This window comes from Sodalinema sp., assembly GCF_046483825.1.
Lineage (GTDB): Bacteria > Cyanobacteriota > Cyanobacteriia > Cyanobacteriales > Geitlerinemataceae > Sodalinema.
Genome location: NZ_JAWOCL010000185.1, coordinates 1 through 23,503, shown reverse-complemented (window position 1 = coordinate 23,503; position 23,503 = coordinate 1). Strand labels below are relative to the sequence as shown.

13 protein-coding genes are annotated in these 23,503 nt (G+C 53.5%); 10 read left to right on the top strand and 3 right to left on the bottom strand.

Annotation, left to right across the window (positions count from 1 at the left end; all coding sequences use genetic code 11):
• Positions 1-3,419: hypothetical protein (locus R6U67_RS12100; protein ID WP_410252785.1), on the top strand; the 3,419-nt coding region annotated here is incomplete at its 5' end.
• Positions 3,420-3,916: 497 nt separating this feature from the next.
• Here R6U67_RS12100 and R6U67_RS12095 read toward each other — a convergent pair.
• The 3 genes from R6U67_RS12095 to R6U67_RS12085 are packed head-to-tail and all read right to left on the bottom strand — an operon-like array spanning position 3,917 to position 10,364.
• On the bottom strand, positions 3,917-6,754 hold the full coding sequence (locus R6U67_RS12095) for a CHAT domain-containing protein (protein WP_410252784.1): 2,838 nt from the start codon (positions 6,752-6,754) through the stop codon (positions 3,917-3,919).
• A gap of 8 nt (positions 6,755-6,762) precedes the next feature.
• Complete coding sequence (locus tag R6U67_RS12090; RefSeq protein ID WP_410252783.1) at positions 6,763-9,609, bottom strand: CHASE2 domain-containing protein; 2,847 nt, start codon at positions 9,607-9,609, stop codon at positions 6,763-6,765.
• An 8-nt stretch (positions 9,610-9,617) separates the two neighbouring features.
• On the bottom strand, positions 9,618-10,364 hold the full coding sequence (locus R6U67_RS12085; protein ID WP_410252782.1) for a DUF928 domain-containing protein: 747 nt from the start codon (positions 10,362-10,364) through the stop codon (positions 9,618-9,620).
• Between the two features lie 209 nt (positions 10,365-10,573).
• Between R6U67_RS12085 and R6U67_RS12080 the strand changes: the two genes are divergently transcribed.
• The 9 genes from R6U67_RS12080 (at position 10,574) to R6U67_RS12040 (ending at position 23,351) form a co-directional block, all read left to right on the top strand.
• Positions 10,574-14,293 (top strand): hydantoinase B/oxoprolinase family protein, encoded by a 3,720-nt coding sequence (locus R6U67_RS12080; protein ID WP_410252781.1) that lies wholly within the window; start codon positions 10,574-10,576, stop codon positions 14,291-14,293.
• Between the two features lie 195 nt (positions 14,294-14,488).
• Entirely contained in the window at positions 14,489-15,829 is a 1,341-nt protein-coding gene (locus tag R6U67_RS12075; protein WP_410252780.1) for a DUF1517 domain-containing protein, read from the top strand.
• Between the two features lie 356 nt (positions 15,830-16,185).
• The gene (locus R6U67_RS12070; RefSeq protein WP_410252779.1) at positions 16,186-17,211 is read left to right on the top strand and encodes a fatty acid desaturase; all 1,026 of its coding nucleotides are present in this window, start codon (positions 16,186-16,188) and stop codon (positions 17,209-17,211) included.
• A 124-nt stretch (positions 17,212-17,335) separates the two neighbouring features.
• On the top strand, positions 17,336-17,860 hold the full coding sequence (locus R6U67_RS12065; RefSeq protein ID WP_410252778.1) for a COP23 domain-containing protein: 525 nt from the start codon (positions 17,336-17,338) through the stop codon (positions 17,858-17,860).
• 80 nt (positions 17,861-17,940) lie between these two features.
• Positions 17,941-18,903 (top strand): serine protease, encoded by a 963-nt coding sequence (locus R6U67_RS12060; protein WP_410252777.1) that lies wholly within the window; start codon positions 17,941-17,943, stop codon positions 18,901-18,903.
• 69 nt (positions 18,904-18,972) lie between these two features.
• The gene (locus R6U67_RS12055; RefSeq protein ID WP_410252776.1) at positions 18,973-20,649 is read left to right on the top strand and encodes an iron uptake porin; all 1,677 of its coding nucleotides are present in this window, start codon (positions 18,973-18,975) and stop codon (positions 20,647-20,649) included.
• Between the two features lie 68 nt (positions 20,650-20,717).
• Complete coding sequence (locus R6U67_RS12050) at positions 20,718-21,203, top strand: CAP domain-containing protein (protein WP_410252775.1); 486 nt, start codon at positions 20,718-20,720, stop codon at positions 21,201-21,203.
• Between the two features lie 77 nt (positions 21,204-21,280).
• Positions 21,281-22,801: an MBOAT family O-acyltransferase gene (locus R6U67_RS12045; RefSeq protein ID WP_410252774.1), complete on the top strand. Its 1,521-nt coding sequence runs from the start codon at positions 21,281-21,283 to the stop codon at positions 22,799-22,801.
• A 184-nt stretch (positions 22,802-22,985) separates the two neighbouring features.
• On the top strand, positions 22,986-23,351 hold the full coding sequence (locus R6U67_RS12040; RefSeq protein ID WP_410252773.1) for a response regulator transcription factor: 366 nt from the start codon (positions 22,986-22,988) through the stop codon (positions 23,349-23,351).
• Positions 23,352-23,503 lie beyond the last annotated feature (152 nt).

The window sequence follows — 23,503 nt, the reverse complement described above, 5'->3', positions numbered from 1 at the left end:
AAGCCCTCAAAGATGAACTCAGTGTCCGCTGGCTACTCTGGTTGGGCCTCTTTGTTGTCCTCGTCTCCTCAGCGGTTCTCGCGGCTAGTCAATGGGGACGGTTCCCGGCGGCGGGACAATATGGGATTCTCTGGATCTATACCGTGGGATTTGCCGCTGCGAGTAGCTGGCTACACCGTCGTCAACGTCTGGCCTTAACCGCCCAAACCCTAGAAACGATTGTCCTGGGCCTGATTCCCCTCAACTTCTGGGCCATGGATGAATTTGCCTTGTGGCGATCGCCCCTGGGATGGGCCACCATGCTCCTGGCCAGTCTCTCCCTCAGCTTCTGGCTCTGGCGAGGCGCCCACTTACCCCGGCGACAAACCGCTCTGCTGCTTCTGTTTAGCCTCTCCCATTGGGCCGTCACTCCCCTGCCTCTCCTGGCTCAGTTCGGGGTCTATCTGGCAACCCTTGCCGGAGTCCTCGCCGATCGCCAACGAGCAGATTTACCCCTCCTAGGACTCGTCGGCTATGGCTTAGCCAGCTTCTCGGGCCGGGAACTCCTCAATGATCCGATGCTGCTGTCAAATTGGGGGTTAGCCTGGGGACTCCTGGGCTGGCAATTGGCGGAACCGAAACCGGGACTGCGATCGCGCCTCGGGGCCATTCTCCTCACCCTGGGCTGGGGACTCTCCCTGCCGAACCTCTCCTGGGCCGCGATCGCCGTCACCGTCCTGGCCCTACACCGACTCAGCCAACGCCTCCAACACCTGGGCAAACCCCGAGACTTACTCCTAACCGCTCTCGTGGGCCTACAAGGCTACATCATCCTCGGCCAACTCCTACCCGAATCCTTCCGTAACGCGGTCTGGCAACAGGCCCAAGCCCTCCTCGGCCCTCACGTCCAAATCCCATTTCTCAGTTTCCTCTTCCTGCCCTATCTCCTGGCACACCTGGCTTTGAGCCAATGGCTGTATCGCCAAACCCCACGGCGATCGCTGGCCCGAAAAGCCGATACTGGAGCCTTTTTCGTGGGCCTGGTTCTCGCGGCGATCGCCACCCACAGTTTCCCCCAGACCTGGCTCGTCTGGATACCCCTAGCAGGTCTATTAGCCGCCGTCACCCAACATCGCTATCGCCAATCCACCCTTCTGGCTACCCTCTCACAACTGCTGCTCTTGGGCGGGATCGCCTCCATCCTAGACTGGCAAATCGACGGCTATTTCTCGCAAACTGACTGGGGACTGATTAGCCTCAGCTTCGCCCTCCTGCAAGGGAGCTGGACTAACCGACAACAGATGGGAATCTGGCAAACCAGTTCCTGGTCCCTCAGCCTCGGCCTCGGGGCCGCCAGTTATGTCCTCCTAGTTCTAGCCTTCCCCAGCGAGACATTATTTCATCCCGGCTGGTACTGGTGGCTGATGCCCCTGTTTTTGGCGATCGCCGCCCACGTTGGCGTTAGCCACTATCGTACCCAAGCTGGCTGGCTGGCCATTCTGGGAGCGATCGCCCTGCAACCCCTCCCCGACCTCATCACCAGTTCCGACCCTCGTCCGGGCCTCATCCTCTCCTCGGGCCTAGGGTTACTCATCGCCTTAGCCACTGTCCGCAGTCTCCGGGATACTCGGGCCGGCATTATCGCCGTTGGTTTTGCTGTTTATTGGGCGATCGCCGTCTCGGCCCACCTCGTCCCCCTCTGGGGTCAAGATTGGCTGCTGTTCTTCTCCTGCTTTCCCCTGGGTTTATGGAGTGTGCGACGTTGGGGCCAACAGCGAGGGGGAGACCTCTCTCGCCTCTATCTGCGAGGCTGTCAGGTTTGGGGATGGGTCACCTGGGTAGCCATCATTATCGGCTTTACCCTGCGATCGGTCCTATCCTATCAAAACGCCTTCCTAGCTCCCTCTCTCGGGATAATTGCCGGATTAGGACTGCTGATTCTCAGCCTCGGCGTGCATCAGGGCCGCCGTCTCAACACCTGGGGACTCTATGGGATTGGCTGGGCCGTTGAACTCATCGCCGTAGAAACTGTCTTTCTGTTTACCTACTCCCTCTGGATTGTCGCCCTCGTCAACATTGCCTTAGGCCTATTGGTTCAAGGGGTTAGCCAACTCTGGCAACCGCCGCAAGTTCCCCGCCATCGCCTCTCTCCCCTGCATACCCTCCCCATGGCCTATGGCCTGATTGCCCTCATCCTACGAGGAAGCCTAATCCACCCCTGGACGGGAGTTGTCAGCGTTGGGGTTTCCCTGATTCTGCTCAATGTCGGTCGTCAACTTCCGAGTTGGGGTCGCGGCCTGGTCTATGTGGGTGTTGTCGCCCTCTCCCTGTCGAGTAGTGAACTGCTGCTGGGTCAACTGTCCCAGGTCAGCGAGGGCGATCGCGGGGTCGCGGTGGCCCTGGTGATGGTGGTCTGGATGAGTCTCTATCGAGGCTTGTATCGCCCGTTGGGCCGTTATTTGCAACTTCCCCCGCAACGGCTGATGCAAATTGCCCATGGTCACTGGGGTGTGGGAACTTTAATGCTGAGTTTGTCGGCTACCGTTGCCATTAGCCAGCCGGCCCTAGCTCTCATGGCTGGGGGTCTCCTAACCCGTTATGCTCTCTGGCAAAGTCGCTCTCTGGAGCGGTCTCGCAGTTCTCGTCTTTGGCTCTATCTCGGGGTGGCTCAAGGGTCTGGCGTGGTGACGATCGCGGTGGCGATCGCCGGTCAACAGGGGTTGATTCTGCCCTGGTTTGGGGCGATCGCGGTCCTGTTATCCCTGGGAATACGTCAGGCCCCCTGGTCCGCCTGGGGATGGCATCCACAGCCCTGGCAGCAGCTTGCCCGAGTCTTCCCGGCCATTGTCGGAGTCCTGACCCTCAATGACGTGCATCCTCTGAGTCTGTTGGCGATCAGCCTCTTCTACATTGCCCTAGGCCAATGGGACCGACAAGTCCGTTGGCATTATCTGGCCCTGACTGCCCTCTGTGGCTTGGCTAGTCAGGGACTCAATGCCTTTGACATTGACGCTCTCATCCTCTGGCTGGCCCCAGTTACCCTCTCGATTCTCTATGTTGCTCAGGTTGATCCGAGCTTCCGAGACGGCGGCGATCGCACCCTCCGCCATCAACTGCGTCTAGGAACCCTAGCCCTCTTTTTTGCTCTCAGCTATTTGCCAAGCCATTGGCCGATTATCGGTAGTCTCAGTCTTTTGCTTCTGCTGGCGGGATTGAGCTTGAAAATTCGCGCCTTTTTATTCGTCGGTACAGCCTTTTTTGTTATCACAATTTTGGAGCAATTTATTATTCTAGGAACGCTCTATACCCTCTCTAAGTGGATATTGGGTTTGGGTTTTGGCTTGGTTTTAATTCTGGCAGGTGCTATTTTTGAGTCGAAAAAGTTACAGATTAAAAGCACTCTAAACAGTGCGGCAGAACAACTTAAGGATTGGGAATAGATGGGGTTTTCTGGATCTACGGTGGGATTTGTTACAGATTTTTTACAGAATAGACAAAATTGTAGCGAAAAATCCCCTCCTGGGAGGGGTAGGGGTGGGTTATGCCCCGACAGTAACGGGTGTAATCTGCCATAAATTTTCCTTGTCACCCTAAACCCAGAAGACCCAATAGATGATTTAAATTTTAGGATTAAAAATAATCCTAAAATACGGGATCTGCGTACTTATAGATCCGTTTAAAACCATCACTCGTTCTTCGTGACTTGGCTGGTTTTCCTCGTTTTTCCTCGTGACTTGGCTGAAGCCAAGTCATGCCTTTGGGGAGGCTCTGCCTCCCGAGGACAGGCGGCAGAGCCGCCCAGAGTCCGTGTCACGGCTTCAGCCATGACACGAGGAGGGACCATGACACGAGGAGGGAGGAGACGCCATGACACGAGGGGGGAGGAGGACTTTCCGTGTCACCCTGAACCCTGAAGAACCACGAATTTACCATCAATCTAACGCCAATTTCCTAATAATATAAACGGCGACCAATAGGCGGGATGCTGATAATTTGAAGATTGTAATAACGCCAACTGAGCCTGACGTAAACTTTCCGCTTTGTTCTGTCCTGAATTTGCCCAAAGTTGCTGATAAAACTCAACCATCAACTCGGCGGTTGGTTCGTCCTGAACAGACCATAACGTTGCCAACGTACTGCGAGCGCCCGATCGCAGGGCAAACCCGGCAATTCCCAAAGTGGCCCGATCATCGCCTCGCGCCGTCTGACAGGCACTCAAAACCAGTAAATCAATCGGATTCGGACGAGTGGGCGATCGCAACACCACATCTAAATCCTCAACATTAATTCGTCCTTCCCAGGTTAATAAAAAGGTCTCATCAGCCCGAGAACTAAACTGACCATGAGTCGCTAAATGAATCACATTAAACGCATCATTTCGACTTTGGGCCACTAACGCATCCCGTGTAAAGGCCTGATTGAGTAGAAATTCACTCTCGGGCAACAATTCAGCAATTTGGGCCACCTCCAACTCCACCGCCGGAATAGCACTAAAGCCTTGATGAGCCTCACTTAAACCCCCCAGCAACGCCTTGAACTCACCGTCAGCCAAAGACCCCGCCTCGACTAACTGAAGACTCTGACTCAGGGCGATCGCGTACTCTTCAATCAGATACTCTCCCGACGTGCGATCGTATAACGCCCCCAGCGGGAGATTACGTAACGGGCCATCGGGTACAAAGACCAAGGTCTTAATCTGATGTTGCCGCAATACCTCTTGAACCGGACGAATCAGCCAATCATACACCTGAGCCGATCGCTCTAAGCGGTCTTCCTCCGCCACCGCCGGATTGATTGACTCCAACATCGCCGTCAAACCCTCCTCCAGTTCTGTGCGCGGTTTTCGGGTTTCGTAGAGGATCGGATCTTCCCCCGCCAGAGAGAGAATCACCGCCAGGCGATCGCTCAAAACCGCCGTATAAAACACCGCCGCCGATTCATCGAGATCCTCGACATCAATCGCATCGGCTTCGAGACAGGTTTCTCGGAAAAAGTTGTTTAACTCCGTCAGCCGTAGCGAAATTAAGGTGCTTTGGGCCTCGCGAATCGCTGTTTGTTGGGAATTGGGTTGGGAATTATGTTGCGAATTCAGATCTGAGTGACTCGAACCCCCGGTTGCAGCACGTTCGAGTAATAGGCGTACTAAGCCGAGATACACCGGTTCAATCTGTTGACGATAGGAAAACTGAAGCTCTGGATCGAAGCTGACTAAATCCAGTCGTAACTCATCTAACAGGCTCACCGTATCCCGATAGAGGGCGATCGCCTCCGTTTGTCGTCCCAACCTATCCAAAATACGCCCCAGTTGCCATTGCCACAACGCCCTTAAATCTCGATTATCTAAGCGTTCCTCAAAAGTTTGAGCCAAGGTTAGGGCCTGTTGCGTCAGTTGCTCAGCTGCGTCCCACTGTTCAGCCTGTTCGTAGAGTTGAGCAAGTTGGCCCAAGCCATAGGATTGACCTCGACGATCTTGGAGTCGGCGAGACTCTTCTACCGCTTGGCTTAACTGTTGAGCCGCTAACCCTTGATAGGCGATTGCATCCCAGCGCAGTAAACTTTGACTCAAGTTAATACGGCCATAACTGGTCTGTCGTGAAGGAGGACGCGATCGCAACAGCACCTTAAGTTCCTCTAACTGGGCCTGGGCCGCCGCCGTCTCTTTACGGTCCACCAACACCGCCAAGAGGTTCAACCGAGCCAGAAACGCTACATCTGGGTCTGGATTGGCCCCTAACACCGCCTCATAGCCGGTCCTCGCTGCGTCCAACCGTTGCTGATCTCGGTGGCCATTGGCTAAGCGAAACTGGAGTTGAGCCGTTAAGTCATCGTCCCCCAGCTCTTGGGCCATGCTTAACCCTCGCTGTAACACCTCCTGAGACTGTTGCGGTTCTGCCAGAAGTTGCAACACTTCCCCGAGTTGAGCCTGGGCCTGAACCATCAGGGGAGATAGGGGGAACGCCTCCAACGCCTCTAACTCCTCTAATTCCCCTAACTCCTCTAATTCCCCTAACACCGAGATTAACGCCTCTCGGGCCTGGGGATAATATCCCGACGTTTGCAGGGTTTGAATTTGGTTGAGAAGGCTTCCCCAACGACCCTCGGGCAATTGCGCCTGGTCATAGGCCGTTTGGGCAGCTTGCCAGGTCTCTCGCGCCCGGTGAGGCTGGCCTTGGAGAAAATAGGCTCGACCGCGACCATTGAGGGCGATCGCCTGGGCCTGAGCCACTTCCCTGGACTCAGGAGAGTCGGAGAGAGCCGCCAAACTCGCATCACTGGCGGTCATCGCGTCGGACCATTGCCCTAAATCTTGATCAAGCAACGATAAAGCCGTCAACGCCAAAGACTGACCAGGGCGATCGCCCTGGCGGCCCAATCGTTGCTCCTGACGTTGCCACCACTGCACTTGCTCAGATATCGGTAACCTCTCCAGGGCCACCCAGTCCTCAGATCGTCCATCAATCGGGTTTCCTGAGGGGCGATCGACCCAGAGGATCTCTCCGCGCAAGAGAGATCTCGGGTCTGAGGGAACCCCGCCACGACCCGAGATCACGAACTGATTCCCCTCCTGGGCGCGACAGGCCGGCATCACTAAATCGGCCGGGTTAACGATACCCTCTAAGTCCCAGGAGGGACGATTCACGGGAAAACCGGGGCGTAATTCGGACTCATTGAACCGGGGGAACAACTGGGAAATCTCCGCCGGACCGGCCCACAGCGGCGACAATCCCAACATGAGAAATGTCGTCAGCAAGACTCCCCCCCAAACCTGCTTCATGGTCATATCTATTGCGTCTGATAACCGGTCAAGAACTCACATAAGGCTCGTTCTTGATACTGACCGGCTAAATTTTGTAGATGATCGGTGAAGGGACGTAATTGAGGGTGGTCTTGTTCGAGTTGTTTGGCGCGGCGTTTCAAGTCTTTTAAATTCCCTTTACGAGCTAAATGGAGCAGTTCTTCAATCACCGTATCAGGAACCATCTCTGGGGGACAGGTTTTTTCTACGGTTTTTGAGGTCTGGGACTGTTGGCGTTCTCCATCCTCTTGTACGATCCAGCGTAACTGAAGATGGCGCTCTAACAGTTGTAAGATATCACTGCGGTGGAAGGGTTTGGTTAAAAACGCCGTCGCACCAGCGTCTAAACTGCGCTCTCGTGCATCAGTAAAGACATGACTCGATAGAGCGATCATGGGTAGCTTGGCGCTGGACTCCTGCTGGCGTAAGCTTTCTATCAATGAAATCCCATCGCGATCGGGTAAGTCGAGGTCAGTCAGAATTGCATCGAGATGGTGATTGTTTAGATGGTCTAAGGCTTCTTGCGCTGTGGCCGCTTCCAGAATTGAGAACCCGAGGGGAGTCAGTAAGCCACTCATGATACTACGGCTGTCTGCCGATGGATCAACAAGCAACAAACAAGGGCAGGTTCCGGAAACGGAAGTGATTTTAGAGTAGTCTCGCGAGAGAATTGGTGTTTCTTTGCTGTTTAGGGTCGGCAGTGTTAATTCAAAGTAAAAGCGGCTTCCTTGTCCGGGTTGACTGTCCACGTGCAACTCTGACCCCATTAAACGAATGAGTTGGCAACAGATAGCTAAGCCTAATCCGGTTCCTTCGGCGAGTTTTTGCGATTCCTTGACTTGCTCAAAGGGTAGAAAAACTTTTTCTAATTGCTCGGGAGTCATGCCAACTCCGGTGTCAGTTACTGTGAACTTTATACAATTCTTTTTGGTGTTTTTGTTGATGTCTAATCCTGAGCTATCCCGGCTTGATTTAGATGAATCAACGGGATAAACGCTTAAAGAAACAGACCCTTTCGGTGTGAATTTAACGGCATTACTGATTAAATTGACCAGGATTTGCCGGAGTCGCTTATCATCAGCAATAACCAGTTTTGGCAACGAGTTATCTAATTCCGAATAAAAGGAAATCCCCTTTTTTTCTGCCGCTGGTTTAAACATTTGCGCCGCTTGCAGCAGAAAGGGTTTTAAGGGAATGGGTTTTGGGTCGAGTTCTAGTTTACGGGCTTCAATTTTTGAGAGATCGAGGATGTCGTTAATCAGTTCTAACAGATAGGTTCCACATTGATAAATCACACCTACCCCGCGACGTTGACTGTTGAGATCCTTGGCATGTTGTAGGATTTGAGCATAGCCGAGAATGCCGTTGAGGGGAGTTCGCAACTCATGACTCATGTTGGCCAGAAACTCACTTTTGGCAATGTTGGCGGCGTCGGCGGCTTGTTTGGCGGCTTCGAGTTCTTGGGTACGCTCAAAAACTTGGCGTTCTAAGTCGTTGGAGTAGTCTTGTAAGCGTTGGGTAAAGGTCCGTAATTGATGTTGATGATAGCGATGACGGGTGAGTGTCGTCGTCGCCACGAAGGCCAGGAGCGGGGACACCGTGGGAATGAGCCAACCACTCAAGAGGCTACCATAGGCGATCGCCCCCATCACCAGAGTTCCCCCAGTCACCAGTAATAGGGGATAAAGCCAAGTGGACTGCTCCTTAAAGGGTTCTCGAATTAACCCCCGCCAAGTTCCATAGGTTCCCAACGCCGCCCAGAGCAAAATCCAGCCCCATTCGCCATAATGATGCCAGAAGCGAATCATGGGCCGGCCATCGAGGGCGCTGCTGAGAATTTGACTGACTCCGTGAGCGTGAACTTCCACACCACTCATCAGATAATGGGGAGCGCGATTTGGGTTCCCCCAGGCTTCACCATCGCTCAGAGACTCTGAAGAACCGGCGGCGTTGAGGCGATACTGGTTGAGGCGATACTGATAGAGAGCCTGACTATAGGGCGTGAGAAAGAAGTCGTTAATACTCTCGGCCTCGGACCCAATCAAGACAATGCGATCGCGAATCAACTCCGGTGACACTCTCCCCTGCACAACATCCGACACGGATACCTTATCAAAGGGACTCGCGGGACTGCGATAGTTGAGAAAAATCTGATATCCCCCTAAATCGGCGGGCGAATAGCCTCCCTCAACCCCCGTCAAGGGTGAAAACTGAGCTTGTCCGAGTTGATAGTGATGCGTTTGTTCCTCGCGCACCTCTAAATTGACTCCCATCTGTTGCAGATATAGGAGACTCACCCGAGTGGCGAACCCGAGCTTAATCTCCCTCTCAACCGGTGCGGAGACAATGAGGCGGCGAATTTTACTATCACCATCTTCAGGCACATCGGCCAACCCCACGCGATGGTTCTGGGCGAGAATCGGCGGCGGCGCAACGGTTCCGCTTCCAAACGCCTTTTCGACACCAATTAAATTAGGAAGTTCCGCCATTAGGGCCTGTAGCCGTTCATGACCGGGATTTTGTGGCAGATCCCGATAAAGATCTAAGCCAATCACGCGGGGATTTTGGGCGGCTAAGGTTTCTAACAGATTGGCTAACACCGCATCCGAGAGGGGCCACCTCCCTAAGGCCGTAATATCCGCTTCTTGCACCGTCACCAACAACAGCCGAGATTCTAAGGATTCCGCAGGACGCAACACCAAAAGCGTATCAATAGCCAGCCATTCCAACCGTTGAAACGCCCCCCAAGTCGATCCTAGGGCGACGGTTGTGGTGACCAACGCGACAATCACTTCTCGCTCAAAGCGTTTCAGCCAACGGGAAAGACCCAGCATGGGCAGAGTTAGTCCGGGACATCGAGGAACGGTTCGTTGGCGATCGCGGCCAGGCCCACTTGGTCGAGAAGATCGTCCCAAGACTGACTCACGACAGACGCATCAGGACGATTCTGTCTGAGGTCGGCCAACGTACTCAAGGCATCATACCAAATCCCTTGACGACCATAGGCATTCGCTAAGGGGAGCGATCGCCGTCCTTTCGTTTGTCCCACCACGGCTTTGAGTTCCTCATCTGGGGACACTCGCCGCACCCAACCGGACACCCGAGGACTATCGGGGCGCAAGCGTTCTTCCGTGACGAGGGCAAAATGCCATTGATAGGTTTGGCCCGTTTCCAGGCCCGGAATCGTCTCGGGTAACTCCAGGCGCATCACTCCCATCTCAGCAATGGGGACATAGCCTTGATAATGGTGTTCTCCGTCTTCTGTCAGCACACTAAAAAAGGCCAAGCGGGCCGATGTCCGTGGTACATAGACAAAGAAACTGGGATAGGCTTGGGTCGTTTGACCATAGTGATCGGTTGGCAACAAGGCCCTCAAATCTGAGGTGGTATCCCGAGATCCGGCCCCACCGGTATTGACAGGGGGGTCGTCGGTGGGAGGAATAAAGGTCACATCACCTCGGGAGGCTCCTCCCTGAGTCTGTCGTGGCGGTTCCTCATTGGGAGGAATGAAGGTAATGGCCGCCGCCGGGAAAGAAAGGCGACTGATTAGCCCGATGGTGAGGGTTGAGAGGATAAGACGTGGCAACATGGGGGGAAAGGGAACGGGGAACGGGGAACAGGGTAAGAAGAGGCAAAAGGCAAGAGGCAAGAGGCAAGAGGCAAGAGGTAAGAGGCAAGAGGCAAAAGAGCCGATCGCACCTACCCGTATAATTGTGGACAATTCCTCAGTGAAACGGGTTGATTGAGATCACCGGTTTCTCATGGCTTCATCTCATAGCATCCCATAGGAGTTCCATCATGACCCACTCAGCGCGTTGGCAGTTTTGGATCGATCGCGGGGGGACCTTTACCGATATTGTCGCCCAACGCCCCGATGGCCGTATCGTGACCCATAAACTTCTCTCAGAGAACCCTGAACGTTATGCAGATGCAGCGGTACAGGGGATTCGAGATCTCTTGCAACTGGACCCGGAGGCGGCAATTCCTGATGAGGAAATTGCTGAAGTGCGTATGGGAACCACCGTCGCCACCAATGCTTTATTAGAACGTAAAGGCGATCGCACGGTGTTGGTTGTCACCGAGGGATTCCGGGATGCACTGCGGATTGGTTACCAAAATCGTCCCAATATTTTTGCCCGTCAGATTCAGTTACCGAGTCTGTTGTGCGATCGCATCCTAGAAGCCGAAGAACGCTATCACGCTGATGGAACCTGCCTCAAACCCCTCGATATAGCGGCCCTGAGACCCCAATTGCAACAGGCCTATGACGATGGGATTCGCAGTTGTGCGATCGCCCTCACCCACGGCTACCGCTATCCTGACCATGAAGATCGCATTGCGGCCATCGCCGCTGAGATTGGCTTTACGCAAATTAGCCGTTCTCATCACGTCAGTCCCCTGATTAAACTCATCAGTCGCGGCGATACCACCGTTGTCGATGCTTATCTCTCGCCGATTCTACGCCGCTATGTCGAACAAGTCAGTCGCCGGCTGTTTTCCTCCCCCAGTGACCCCCGCTTACAGTTTATGCAGTCCAATGGCGGCTTGACGGCGGCCCAAGACTTTCAGGGAAAAGATAGTATTCTCTCGGGTCCGGCTGGGGGGATTGTTGGTGCGGTTCAAACCAGTCGTCGCGCCGGGTTTTTCAAGATTGTCAGCTTTGATATGGGGGGAACCTCCACGGATGTGGCCCATTATGCCGGCGATCGCGAGGGACCCGTTGAATATGAACGGGAGTTTGAGACGGAAGTGGCCGGGGTGCGGCTGCGAACCCCGATGATGGCGGTGCATACCGTCGCTGCTGGTGGTGGAAGTATTTTGCATTTTGATGGATCTCGCTATCGCGTCGGTCCTGACTCGGCGGGGGCGAATCCTGGCCCGGCGGCCTATCGACGGGGGGGGCCTCTCACCGTCACCGATTGCAATGTCATGTTGGGGAAACTGCAACCCCAGTTGTTCCCAGCGGTGTTTGGCCCCGACGGAAATCAACCGCTGGATGCGGAGGTGGTTCGTCAGCAGTTTCAGGCCTTGGCCCAGGAGATTCACGCGGCGACGGGGGATGAACGCCATCCCGAGGCGGTGGCTTCAGGGTTTCTGGCGATCGCCGTGGAGATTATGGCCAATGCGATTAAGAAAATCTCTCTACAACGGGGCTATGATGTCTCCAACTATACTCTCTGCTGTTTTGGCGGGGCGGGAGGACAACACGCTTGTTTGATTGCTGAAGCCTTGGGGATTTCAACCATTTTCCTCCATCCTTATGCGGGGGTTCTCTCGGCCTATGGGATGGGGTTGGCGGATCAGCGTCAGTTACAGGAGATGTCCCTGGAATTACCCTTATCGCCTCAGACGTATCCGCAACTTGAACGCCAGTTTGAGATCATGGCCCAAGCGGGGTCAGCGTCTGGGGGCGATCCGCACCCCTCCTCGCACCCCTCATCGCAACCCTCCTCGCAACCCTCCTCGCAACAGTTACGCAAAGTCCATTTGAAGTATGAGGGGACCGATTCGGCGTTGATTGTGGATTTTGCCACAATTCCCGAGATGCGATCGGCGTTTGAAGCCCTGTATCGTCAACGCTATGGCTTTGTCATGGAGGCTAAACCCCTGGTGGTGGGTACGGTGTCCCTGGAGACCGTTTGGCGGGGCGATCGCCCGGCTGAACCCCAGCTAACCCGTCAGTCGGATCAGCCGCCGCAACCGATGACAACGGTATCCGCCTATCTCAAGGGGGATTGGCGACAAACTCCGGTGTATGAGCGAGATAGCTTGCAGCCTGGGGATGTGATCCAAAGTCCAGCTATCCTGATTGAGTCTACGGGAACCAATGTCCTCGAACCCGGTTGGGAAGCGACGTTGACGGAACAAAATCATCTCATTTTCCGCCAATGTCAACCGATAGGGGATGAGGGAACGCTTGAGATGGATGAGATGGATGAGATTGACTGCGATCGCGCTGATCCGGTGTTATTGGAGATTTTTAATAATCTGTTTCGGGCGATCGCCGAACAGATGGGGGTGACGCTGCAAAACACCAGTACCTCCGTCAACATTAAAGAACGGCTTGATTTTTCCTGCGCCATCTTCGATGGGGAGGGCCAATTGGTGGCTAATGCGCCCCATATTCCCGTTCATTTAGGCTCGATGAGTGAGAGTGTGCAAGCCTTGATCACGCGATCAGGAGACTCCCTCAATCCTGGAGATGTTTATGTTCTCAATAATCCCTATAATGGCGGCACTCATTTACCCGATATCACCGTCGTTACGCCGGTATTTATCCCAGTTTTAGACTCTGATAATCTGAATAATCTGGACAAGTTTAACAAGCCTTTGTTTTATGTTGCCGCTCGCGGTCATCATGCCGATATTGGTGGGATCACCCCCGGTTCGATGCCCCCAAATAGTCGCCATATTGAGGATGAGGGGATTCTCTTAGAGTGTTTGGCTTTAGTGAAACAAGGGGTATTTCAAGAAGAAATGCTCCTGGATCTGCTGCGATCGGGTCCTCATCCTGCCCGCAATGTAGCTCAAAACATCGCCGATTTACAAGCCCAAATTGCCGCCAATCAAAAAGGCGTTGATGAACTCCTTAAAATGGTTCAGCATTACGGATTGACAACGGTACAAGCCTACATGAACCATGTTCAAAACAATGCTGAAGAATCCGTCCGCCGAGCAATTTCAGTTTTGAAAGATGGGGATTTCACCTATTATTTAGATGGTGGTGAGCCAATTCAGGTTTCTATCAAGATTAACGCTGAACAGCGTTCCGCTAAAATTGATTTTAGTGGCACAGCGTCCCAACTTCAGACAAACTTTAATGCTCCCGCCGCTGTGTGTAAAGCCGCCGTTCTCTATGTCTTTCGGACTTTGGTTGAGGATGATATTCCCCTCAATGCTGGTTGTTTAAAACCCCTAGATATCATCATTCCTGAGGGCTGTTTACTGAATCCTAACTATCCGGCGGCTGTGGTGGCGGGTAATGTGGAAACCTCTCAAGGGATTACGGATGCCCTGTATGGGGCGTTAGGGGTGTTGGCGGGGTCCCAGGGAACCATGAATAATTTTACCTTTGGTAACGCAACGTATCAGTATTACGAAACCATTTGTGGCGGGTCTGGGGCGGGTCCAGAGTTCTCAGGGACTGATGCGGTGCATACCCACATGACAAATTCCCGTATGACCGACCCAGAGGTTCTGGAATGGCGCTTTCCGGTACTTTTGGAGTCATTTGCCATTCGCCGGGGAAGTGGCGGCCAGGGGCAATTTTGCGGCGGATCTGGGGTGGTGCGTCGCTTGCGGTTTTTGGAACCGATGACGGCCTCGATTCTCTCGGGCCATCGGGTGATTCCGCCGTCGGGGTTAGGAGGCGGTGAGCCGGGCCAAGTGGGACATAATTGGGTTAAACGGGCCGATGGAACCCGGATGGATTTGGGGGGAACGGCAACGGTGGCGATGAATCCGGGGGATGTGTTTGTGATTGAAACGCCGGGCGGGGGAGGGTTCGGGACGCGGTAAGAGGAAGTGGCCGGCGATCGCCTCAACCACTTTGGCGGCGATGTTAACGTAGGGGGAAAGGGCAAATCACCAACAGAACAAGACAGCTACAAGTTACCGGAAGACCCGAAGTCTTTCCCCTCTTGGGAGGGGTGCCCGGAGGGCGGGGTGGGTGATCCGCTGTTCCCTGTTTCCTATTCTCCTTTCTCTCGTCTTATGAAAAAACTATCTCTGCTGTTAGCAAGTTTGTTGGCTATTCTCTCGGTCAACAGCATTAGTATTAGAAACTCGGCGGTTCACTTTAACCTGGAATTTGGGATTGAGTTGGCTGAGGCCCGTCGGGGCGGTGGCCGCAGTCGAGGGGGGTCTTTTAGTCGCCCCAGTCGTACCTCGCCGAGTCGCTCTCGCGGGTCTGGTGGGTCTTCGGGGAGTCGTACTCCCTCACGGACTACCCCCAGAAGCACTCCCAGAAGCACTCCCAGAAGTATACCTAGAAGTACACCAAGAAGTACACCAACCCCTTCATCGGGGACTGGCTCAACGGGGGGACGAGTCCGAGGTGGCTCGTTTACAACGCCAACTCCGGCCCCGGCCCCGACGCCGGACAGTCGCCCGGGAACAGCACCGGCGAGGGTTCCCGAACGGACAACTCCAGCCCCCACCGCGCCTCCTACCGCGCCTCGTGCGGACTCTTACCGCGATGAGACGCCACCCCGTGTTGAACGCTCTCGCTCGTTCTTCTTTGTTCCGATTCCCGGTGGGGGAGGTGGTGGCGGTTCGACGGGTTCCTCGGTGCAAAATCAGGGATCTCAGGTTCAAGGAGAGACGCAAGGGGTTCAACAAGAGGGACAAGTCGCTCAGGAAGCTCAGACGAGGTCTCAGGGGAGTCGTGGGAATGGTTCTGGGGGTTTTTTGCTGTTGCTGATTCTCTTCGTGGGAGCGGGAATTCTCATGTGGTGGTTCCTGAGTCGTCGTCGTTCGGATGCGGCGGCTGAGTCGCGGCTGACGGTGACGAAGTTGCAAGTGGGGTTGTTGGCTCAGGCCCGTGAGCTTCAGTCTCGTTTGACGGAGTTGAGTTTGGAGGCTGACCTCGCCTCCCCTGAGGGACTCAAGGAGTTTCTCCAGGAATGTTCGTTGTCGTTGTTGTCTCACCCTGATTATTGGACTCATGCTCAAGGGGAGTCGCAACGCTTTGCGAGTTCTCAGGAGGCGGAAAAGGCGTTTGAGCAGTTCTCGATTCAGGAACGCAGTAAGTTCAGTGAGGAAACCCTCTCGAATGTTGGGGGCCGGATTCGTGAACGCTCGGCGGAAGCGGATGAGAACTCTGATCCGGGTGAGCATATTGTGGTGACGTTCTTGGTGGCGACGCGGGAGCAGGAACCGCCGTTTGAGACGATTTCGGCGGCGGAGGATCTTCAGGCGGCGTTGCAAACTCTGGCGGCGGTTCCGACGGATTCGCTGTTGGTGTTTGAGCTGCTCTGGACGCCTCAGGCTGAGACGGATTCTCTGACGGCGGATGATTTGTTGAGCTATTACCCGGATTTAGTGATCCTTTAGTCGGCTTTTGAGAAATCTCTGGAACCCCTGAAGAATCAGGGGTTGTGGAGGGAGGCGATCGCCAGATTGTTGAGGGCGATCGCCTCTATTTTTTTGAGAATTTGCTGGAAATTTGCCTAGAAATGTGAGAAATGTGATATAAAAGGTAAAGTTTTTTAACGCTAGCTGAGAGCGCATTTCCTTTGGCGTTGCTATCCCGATTCGGGGTGGGCGAGGTTGGAGTGCGATCGCTTTTTTTTGTCTCAAAATTTGCCGGTCTTGGATTTTTAAAGTCTTAAGAATTTTTTAGCAAAACCACTGCGGAAAAAAGTTGACAAATCTCAGGCTCTAGTGTAGCAATCAGCAGAGAGAGTTTTATGACAGCATCGTTGAGCGAAACCTCGGCATCGAGAGTCCCTTCACTTGATGCCGATCTTCGGATTAGGGATATTTTAAACACATTACCCAAGTCAGTTTTTGTTAAGGATCGTCGTCGCGCTTGGACAACGGTGGCCTTGGATGTGCTTCTGGCGACGGTTGGCTATATCGGAATTGCGATCGCCCCGATCTACTTACTACCGTTGTTATGGATCGTTCAAGGAACTGTGTTAACTGGCTGGTTTGTCATTGGTCATGATTGTGGACATCGCTCCTTTGCTCAGCGAAAATGGGTAAATAATTGGCTCGGTCATTTAATGTTTTTACCGCTACTCTATCCCTTTCATGGTTGGCGGATTCAGCATAATCATCACCACAAACATACGAATAAACTCGGGGTCGATAATGCCTGGGACCCTCTCACGGTTGAAACCTATGAATCTTTACCGGCGATCGTTCGTTGGCTCTATACTCGGGTGCGGGGACGGTTCTGGTGGGTTGGCTCGATTGGCCATTGGTTAAAAGAGCATTTTATTTGGACCCAATTTTCCGGCCAAGAACGCCAACACGTTCGCTTTTCCGCCCTATTTGTGATTCTGGTTGGGGGGACTGGATTAGGGCTACTCGGGATAACCACCGGCTGGTGGGGAGTGGTAAAATTTTGGCTGATGCCTTGGATGGTCTATCACTTCTGGATGAGTACCTTCACCATTGTTCATCACACCATCCCTGATATTCATTTTCAGCCCCAGGATACCTGGCATGAAGCCAACGCCCAACTCTGCGGAACCGTTCATTGTACCTATCCCCGTTGGGTTGAGTTTCTCTGTCACGATATCAATGTTCATGTTCCGCACCATCTCTCAACGGCGATTCCTTGGTATAACTTGCGTTCAGCCTATGAGGTGATTCAGCGAGATTGGGGAGACTATACTGTGGAACGACAGTTCTCAGCCGCCTTGATGCGAGAGATTACCGATCACTGTCATCTCTATGACTCTGAAGAAGGCTATCAACGCCTTTAGGGGAGATTGGGGTAGGAGGGAGAGCCGGGAAAACCCCCAAAAATTCCAGAATTGGGGAGCTTTTTGGGCAACTCTCACGTCACAATGGATGTGACTGAATTCGATGAGGCCAACAAGAGATCCTATGAAACCTGTTCTGAAATGGGCGATCGCCGCCCTTGCGGCGCTTCAACTCCCCCTCCTAACCCCCAGTGCGGCCCGTGCAGACGAGGCCATCAACTCCTTCCAATGTCGTACCAGTGATGGTGTGAATTTTACCGTGGCCCTCTCTAATGGTGGCCAAGACTCAGACCCAATTATTGTCTGGACCAGTGATGCGTTTACTCGGGCCGGTTACCCCCCAGCTCGTCGTTGTGAAGATGTCACCGAACGCTTCAATACCCTGTTAGAGGAAAATGGGAATAGTCTGGAGAGACTGTATCTCACTGTTGGACGTGTCAATCGACAATCGGTGGTTTGTGCCGTTAATAGCACCCGTTTAGGCTGCAATGCCGACAATGTTCTGTTTACCCTCAGCAATAGCCAGCAGACCCCTGAGGAGGTCATGGACAGCCTGTCAGCACGGACGACGGGAACCTCCATCCAAGAGTCTGGGGGAATGCCCTATGTCAACTTGGAACAGTTAGTGAATAATCTCTTTCAACGTTAGGGTTTAACGTTCGGGTTGAGGCCGTTGCGCCCCCCCCAACGCTCTCATCTCACGATGATGTTCACACGGTCCCCCATGTTATGAGACAGAGATTGCTGCGTCCCCTGGCTATCCTGATGGCGATCGCCCTCTCCCTCCCTCTGACGGCAGCACAAGCCCTCACGGAAGAAGAAATTGAGGCGGTGGCTTCAATAACCACAGTTGTCATCGGTCAGGGCCTAGAAGAAGGGGATGTCGAAGCCCGCGCTGAATGGCGGCCCGGGTCAGGGGTTCTGGTAGCTCGGGAGGACGAGTTTTACTATGTTTTGACGGCCCTGCATGTGGTGCGTACCCAGGGGGTGGAATATGGCATCCGCACCAGTGACGGCAAAGTTCATAAAGTCGATCTCCTTAAGCATCAAGACAGTATTCTCTATTTCGGCCAAGAGGTCGGAGACTATGGAGACTCCATTGAGGGCTATGATTTGGCGATGATTCGCTTCGAGAGCGAGATTGACTATCCCTTAGCCGTCATGGGTCATGCTCAGGATCTCAGTCAGGGCGATCGCCTCTATATCTCGGGTTGGCCTGACCCCGGTCCAGAACAAGCCCGTCGCACTCGGCAAACCGTCAGCGGTCAACTCACGGCGGTGTTCCCCCCAGCCCCCGACGGGGGCTATAGTCTGCTCTATACCCATGACACCCAAGTGGGCATGAGTGGGGGACCGGTGTTTAATGACCAGGGGGCTTTGGTGGGGATTCATGGCCAAGGGCCGGCCAATGGTGAGGCCTTTTGTATTGAGCCAGAGTTGAGTCGTGAGAACTCCTGTGGCCTGCGTAGTGTCGATTTTGTCGAGGCGTTACGGCATCAGGGCATTTCCCTAAGCTTTGAGAGTCCTCCGGTTGACCCGGATGTGATTGCCCGAGGTCTGGACAACCTAGAGACGGCTGATACCATTAACGACATTTATGCAGATTTTACGAATTTAGAATCTCTACTTCGAGATGGCCCCTCAGGAGGCTGTGACAGTATGCTGCTCGGAGATCCCTGTGACGGTTTATAAGATCGGGTGTGTTAGATAAGCTCTAAAAACGATATCGTCAACCTGTTGGTGTGTGGAGAACTCGGGCGTATGCAAGGTTTGCTGATGGATTTCTGGGGACGAGGGGGTCCCTGGATTGCCTCAATTGGTTTAGGTTTGCTCTGTTGTCATGACCTATCACCGGCCTGGGGAACGGCAGGTCACGCCTCGTTGGACTCTCACGAGTCTCAACCCGCGTTGCAGAAAGCACCGCCACAGACCCGGGTGAAAGAGCAGGGGTCAGACACCCATCAGGATCGCGATTCTCGGCTTCGGCCGAGTTTCGCTCAGGGGTCAGTCCCGTCGGTGGCTGACCTCTCGGATGTGGCGCCGACGGATTGGGCTTATCAGGCGTTGCAATCGTTGGTGGAGCGCTATGGTTGTGTGACCGGGCTACCCGGAGGCGGCTTTGAGGGACGGCGATCGCTGACCCGGTATGAGTTTGCTGCCGCCTTAGATGGCTGTTTACAGGCTTGGGGGGAGCGGCGATCGCTCGATGATCTCTCGGCCGAGGAATGGGAGACGTTAGAACGACTTCAGAGAGATTTTAGGCAGGAACTCAACAGTTTAGGCGATCGCGTGGCGGATCTCGATCGCCAAATCGCTCAGTTAGAGGCCCAGGAGTTCTCCCCCACCCTCGTCATGGGGGGAGAGTCGATTATTGCCCTCTCAGCGGGCTTTGGTGGCAATGATACCAGTGGAGATGCTACCAACCCAGTGTTAACCCATTTAACTCGTTTGGGGTTTGTTTCGTCCCTGACTGGACGCGATCGCCTCAGATTGGAGTTTCAGGCCTCCAACTTTGCCAATCGCGGCTTTGCGAGTCCCTCGGGATTTAACTCAGACATGGCCTTGCTCTCGTTTCAGGGCAACACGAATAATGAGATCCAACTGAGTCGCCTAGAGTATCGTGTCGCCCTCAGCGATCGCTTTGTCATCACCGCTCGTCCCGTCGGATTTAGTCTCAGCAGTGTCCTCACGGCCAACTCCCCCTATTTTGACGCGGGACGCGGGGCCATTTCCCGCTTCGCTGAAGCCAGTCCCGCCTTTAAACTCGGTCGCCTCGATGCTGGAGGGGGCTTTGATTGGCTCATTAGTGATACCGTGCGGCTTCAGGGCGCTTATGGAGTCCGCAATTCTCATCGCCCCCAAGAGGGTCAAGGGCTGTTTAATAGTGATCACTCAGCGTTTGGGGTGCAACTGTTTTTGAAACCCGCGCCGACGGTTCTGACGGGGATTTCCTATCTCAATTCCTATTCCGGGAATGGTCGCCTCGATACCTTTACCGGCAGTTTCTTGGCTGATACCAACTCGTTTATCAATGAACCGGCTCGTATTCAGGGGGTCAATGCCACGCTACAATGGCGCGTAGTTGAGAATGTAACCTTCTCAACTTGGGGAACTTGGCTCTTTAGTGATGCCCTCGACTCCGATCGCTCGGCCACAACCACCAGTTATTTGTTTGGCTTGAGTTATGCCGATCCGTTTCAACGAGAAGGGGATTTATTGGCCTTGTTGGTCGGACAGCCGTTGCGAGTCGTCAGTGGGACGGGGTTACCCTTTGGGGAGGATGAGGATACGTCATTACATTTTGAGTTGTTTTATCGCCTACGGCTGAGCGATCGCATTTCGATTACCCCAGGAGTCTTTGTGGTCACGAATCCTGAACATAATGCTGATAATCCGGCGTTAGTGGTGGGAACGATTCGCACCACATTTCGCTTTTAGAGATTTGTTTTTTAGTTGTTTATACGTCAATTATGAAAACGCATAAAGTCGGGTTAATGCTAGTACTCATGACATCCCTAATCGGAGGATGTCATCTGATGGAAACCTCGATTCCTGAACTTTCCCAAGGCGGGGAAGTTCTCACCGCTAGCGGTGATGAGGATATTCAGGCCTTGGAGGTGGCGGCCCACGAACAGGTGAATGCGTATCGCCAACGTCAGGGATTGTCTCCTCTTGAACTTGATGAGCGTGTCAGTGCGATCGCACGCCGTCATTCGCAAGATATGGCCTCAGGAGAGGTTCCCTTCAGTCATGATGGAGTTCAGGAGCGGTATGAGGCAATTGGAGACTTGATATCCTATCGCCAAGTCGCCGAAAATGTCGCCTATAATTTCGGTCATTCTGACCCAGTTCAGCAAGCCGTTGACGGTTGGATTGAAAGTCCGGGTCATGAACGAAATATGACCGGAGACTATGAACGAACGGGGATGGGAATTGCCGTTAATGACGAAGGGGAATATTATTTCACCCAGCTATTTGTTCGTCCTCGTTAACATCTCGTCAAGACCTCGTCAAGACCTGGATTTGCCCTGATAGCCGTATTAACGATTCACTGCTACTTCGGTCTCCTATGACTTTTGTTTCAATCCTCTATGGCTTATTTTTACTCAGTACCATTATTTTGTACTGGGGAATCCCCAATCGTCGCTTCCGCTTAGGACTAATTCTAACCGCAAGCGTCATTTTTTATGCCTCCATTCAACTCCAATCCCTGCCGTTTCTCCTCCTCATGGCATGGATAACCTTTGCTCTCGGAAACCCTCTTTCCCAAACCACACCCACGCAGCACCCTGACCAAACGAAAACCCTGAGTAACGAAGCCTGGAATCACCTTGAACTCCGGTGGCAACAGCGGCGACGCTGGCTCTTAACCGCCGGTATTGCTCTAAACACTTTAATTTTAGTAGCCTTTAAATATGCCCCATTTTTATTCCCCAGCTTAACTCAAGATTCGCCCATCTTAGCCAGTTGGCTCGACCCCTATTTGATTATGCCCTTGGGGATTAGCTTTTTTGGCTTTGAATGTATCGCCTATCTCATCGATGTCTTTCGCGGCGCACCCCCGAGCCGCAATTTCTTTGAATTTTCCGCCTATAAATTTTATTTTCCTAAACTAATTTCTGGTCCCATTACCCGCTTTCACCAGTGGTTTGAACAATGGCAACTGCAACGTCCCCTGAGAATTGAACAAGTCACCGATGGCTTATGGTTAATTGCCAGCGGCGCGATTAAAAAGGGATTACTCGCCGATAACTTAGCGATTTTTGTGAATCTCTGCTTTGAAAACGCGCAACGGGCCGGCAGTGTCGATTTACAACTCGCCGTCATTGGCTATGGGTTGCAACTGTATCTCGATTTCAGTGGGTATGTGGATATGGCCCGAGGCAGTGCCTTGTTATTGGGTTGGACATTACCGGAAAACTTCAATTTTCCCTATCTCTCCACCAGTGTGGCCGATTTTTGGCGTCGCTGGCATATGACTCTGGGGAGTTGGCTACGGAATTACCTCTATTTTCCCCTGGGAGGATCCCGGCAAGGGTTAGGGAGAACCTGTCTTAACTTGATGGTGGTGATGCTGATTGCCGGATTGTGGCATGGAAGTGCCACGGCGGGGATGAATCCGGCGGGGTTTATTGTCTGGGGGGCCATTCATGGCGGTGGCTTGGTGATTCATCGCCTCAACGATACCGTTTCCCAACGCTGGCAGGGGTTAGCCGCCTTGTGGCGTAGTGTTCCTGGCATCGTCTTGGCGTGGCTATTGACTCAGGGGATGGTGTTCTTCTCCTGGATTTTCTTCCGTCTCCCGGATTTACAAGTCTCGGGTTGGGTGGTACGTCATCTCTGGGGCCATTCTCGCGATGCCCAGTTTTTGGATCTCGTCTATCTCGAAACCGTCGGTTGGATGCCGGAACAGTTGGCGATCGCCTTCCTGGGGATTTTCGCCGCCATGTTCCTGGCCCATTTCTTCGATCGCATCCTGCAAGTTCAACTCAACTGGCACGTCAAAATTGCCCTAGTTCCCATCTGTTGGTACGTAGTCCTCCTATTTGCCCCAGAAAACAGTCTCCCCTACATCTATTTTGATTTCTGATCACAGGCCCAATCACAGGCCCAACAGATATCTCGCCGGGGAACCCTAGAAATAGGGGAGATTGTCCCAAGAAAATCCGACCGTCAGAGACGATTGTGCAAAGATTGTCTTAATATGGGGATGTATCACCACTATTAAACTGCGTTTGCATCGCTTTGGGCTGCCACTGCTATAGAAACAAGCCATGAGTACGATTTTAGTCGTTGAGGACAGTACCTCCCAACGGGAGATGATTGCCCACCTGTTGAGAAACCAGGGGATGCAAGTGGTACAGGCGCGAAGTGGCGTAGAGGCCCTCAAGTATCTCAAAGGAAATACCCCCGATTTGGTGGTGTTGGATATCGTGATGCCGAACCCCAATGGCTATGATGTCTGCCGCAAGATGAAAGGCCATCCCCGAACAAAAGACATTCCTGTGATTATGTGTTCCTGTAAGGGCGAGGAGTTCGATCGCTACTGGGGGATGAAAGTCGGGGCCGATGCCTATATCGCCAAACCCTTCCACCCGGACGAGATGATTAACGCCGTCCGCCAACTCCTCACGGTGTAGGCCTTCCCTCGGCGGTACGTTCAGGCCGCTTCCCCCCTCTTGCCTCTTGCCATCCCCTCCTGGGAGGGGTTAGGGGTGGGTTATGCCTCTTGCCTTCTTCTCTCCTGTTCCCTGTTCCCTGTTCCCTGTTCCCTGTTCCCTATTCCCCCAAC

What these genes read in the sequence shown, in the direction of transcription:
- R6U67_RS12060 (WP_410252777.1), top strand. Translation starts at nt 17,941, where the DNA reads ATGAGACAGAGATTGCTGCGTCCCCTGGCTATCCTGATGGCGATCGCC.
- R6U67_RS12095 (WP_410252784.1), bottom strand. Translation starts at nt 6,754, where the DNA reads ATGAAGCAGGTTTGGGGGGGAGTCTTGCTGACGACATTTCTCATGTTG.
- R6U67_RS12085 (WP_410252782.1), bottom strand. Translation starts at nt 10,364, where the DNA reads ATGTTGCCACGTCTTATCCTCTCAACCCTCACCATCGGGCTAATCAGT.
- R6U67_RS12075 (WP_410252780.1), top strand. Translation starts at nt 14,489, where the DNA reads ATGAAAAAACTATCTCTGCTGTTAGCAAGTTTGTTGGCTATTCTCTCG.
- R6U67_RS12070 (WP_410252779.1), top strand. Translation starts at nt 16,186, where the DNA reads ATGACAGCATCGTTGAGCGAAACCTCGGCATCGAGAGTCCCTTCACTT.
- R6U67_RS12055 (WP_410252776.1), top strand. Translation starts at nt 18,973, where the DNA reads ATGCAAGGTTTGCTGATGGATTTCTGGGGACGAGGGGGTCCCTGGATT.
- R6U67_RS12080 (WP_410252781.1), top strand. Translation starts at nt 10,574, where the DNA reads ATGACCCACTCAGCGCGTTGGCAGTTTTGGATCGATCGCGGGGGGACC.
- R6U67_RS12040 (WP_410252773.1), top strand. Translation starts at nt 22,986, where the DNA reads ATGAGTACGATTTTAGTCGTTGAGGACAGTACCTCCCAACGGGAGATG.
- R6U67_RS12045 (WP_410252774.1), top strand. Translation starts at nt 21,281, where the DNA reads ATGACTTTTGTTTCAATCCTCTATGGCTTATTTTTACTCAGTACCATT.
- R6U67_RS12090 (WP_410252783.1), bottom strand. Translation starts at nt 9,609, where the DNA reads ATGCTGGGTCTTTCCCGTTGGCTGAAACGCTTTGAGCGAGAAGTGATT.
- R6U67_RS12065 (WP_410252778.1), top strand. Translation starts at nt 17,336, where the DNA reads ATGAAACCTGTTCTGAAATGGGCGATCGCCGCCCTTGCGGCGCTTCAA.
- R6U67_RS12050 (WP_410252775.1), top strand. Translation starts at nt 20,718, where the DNA reads ATGACATCCCTAATCGGAGGATGTCATCTGATGGAAACCTCGATTCCT.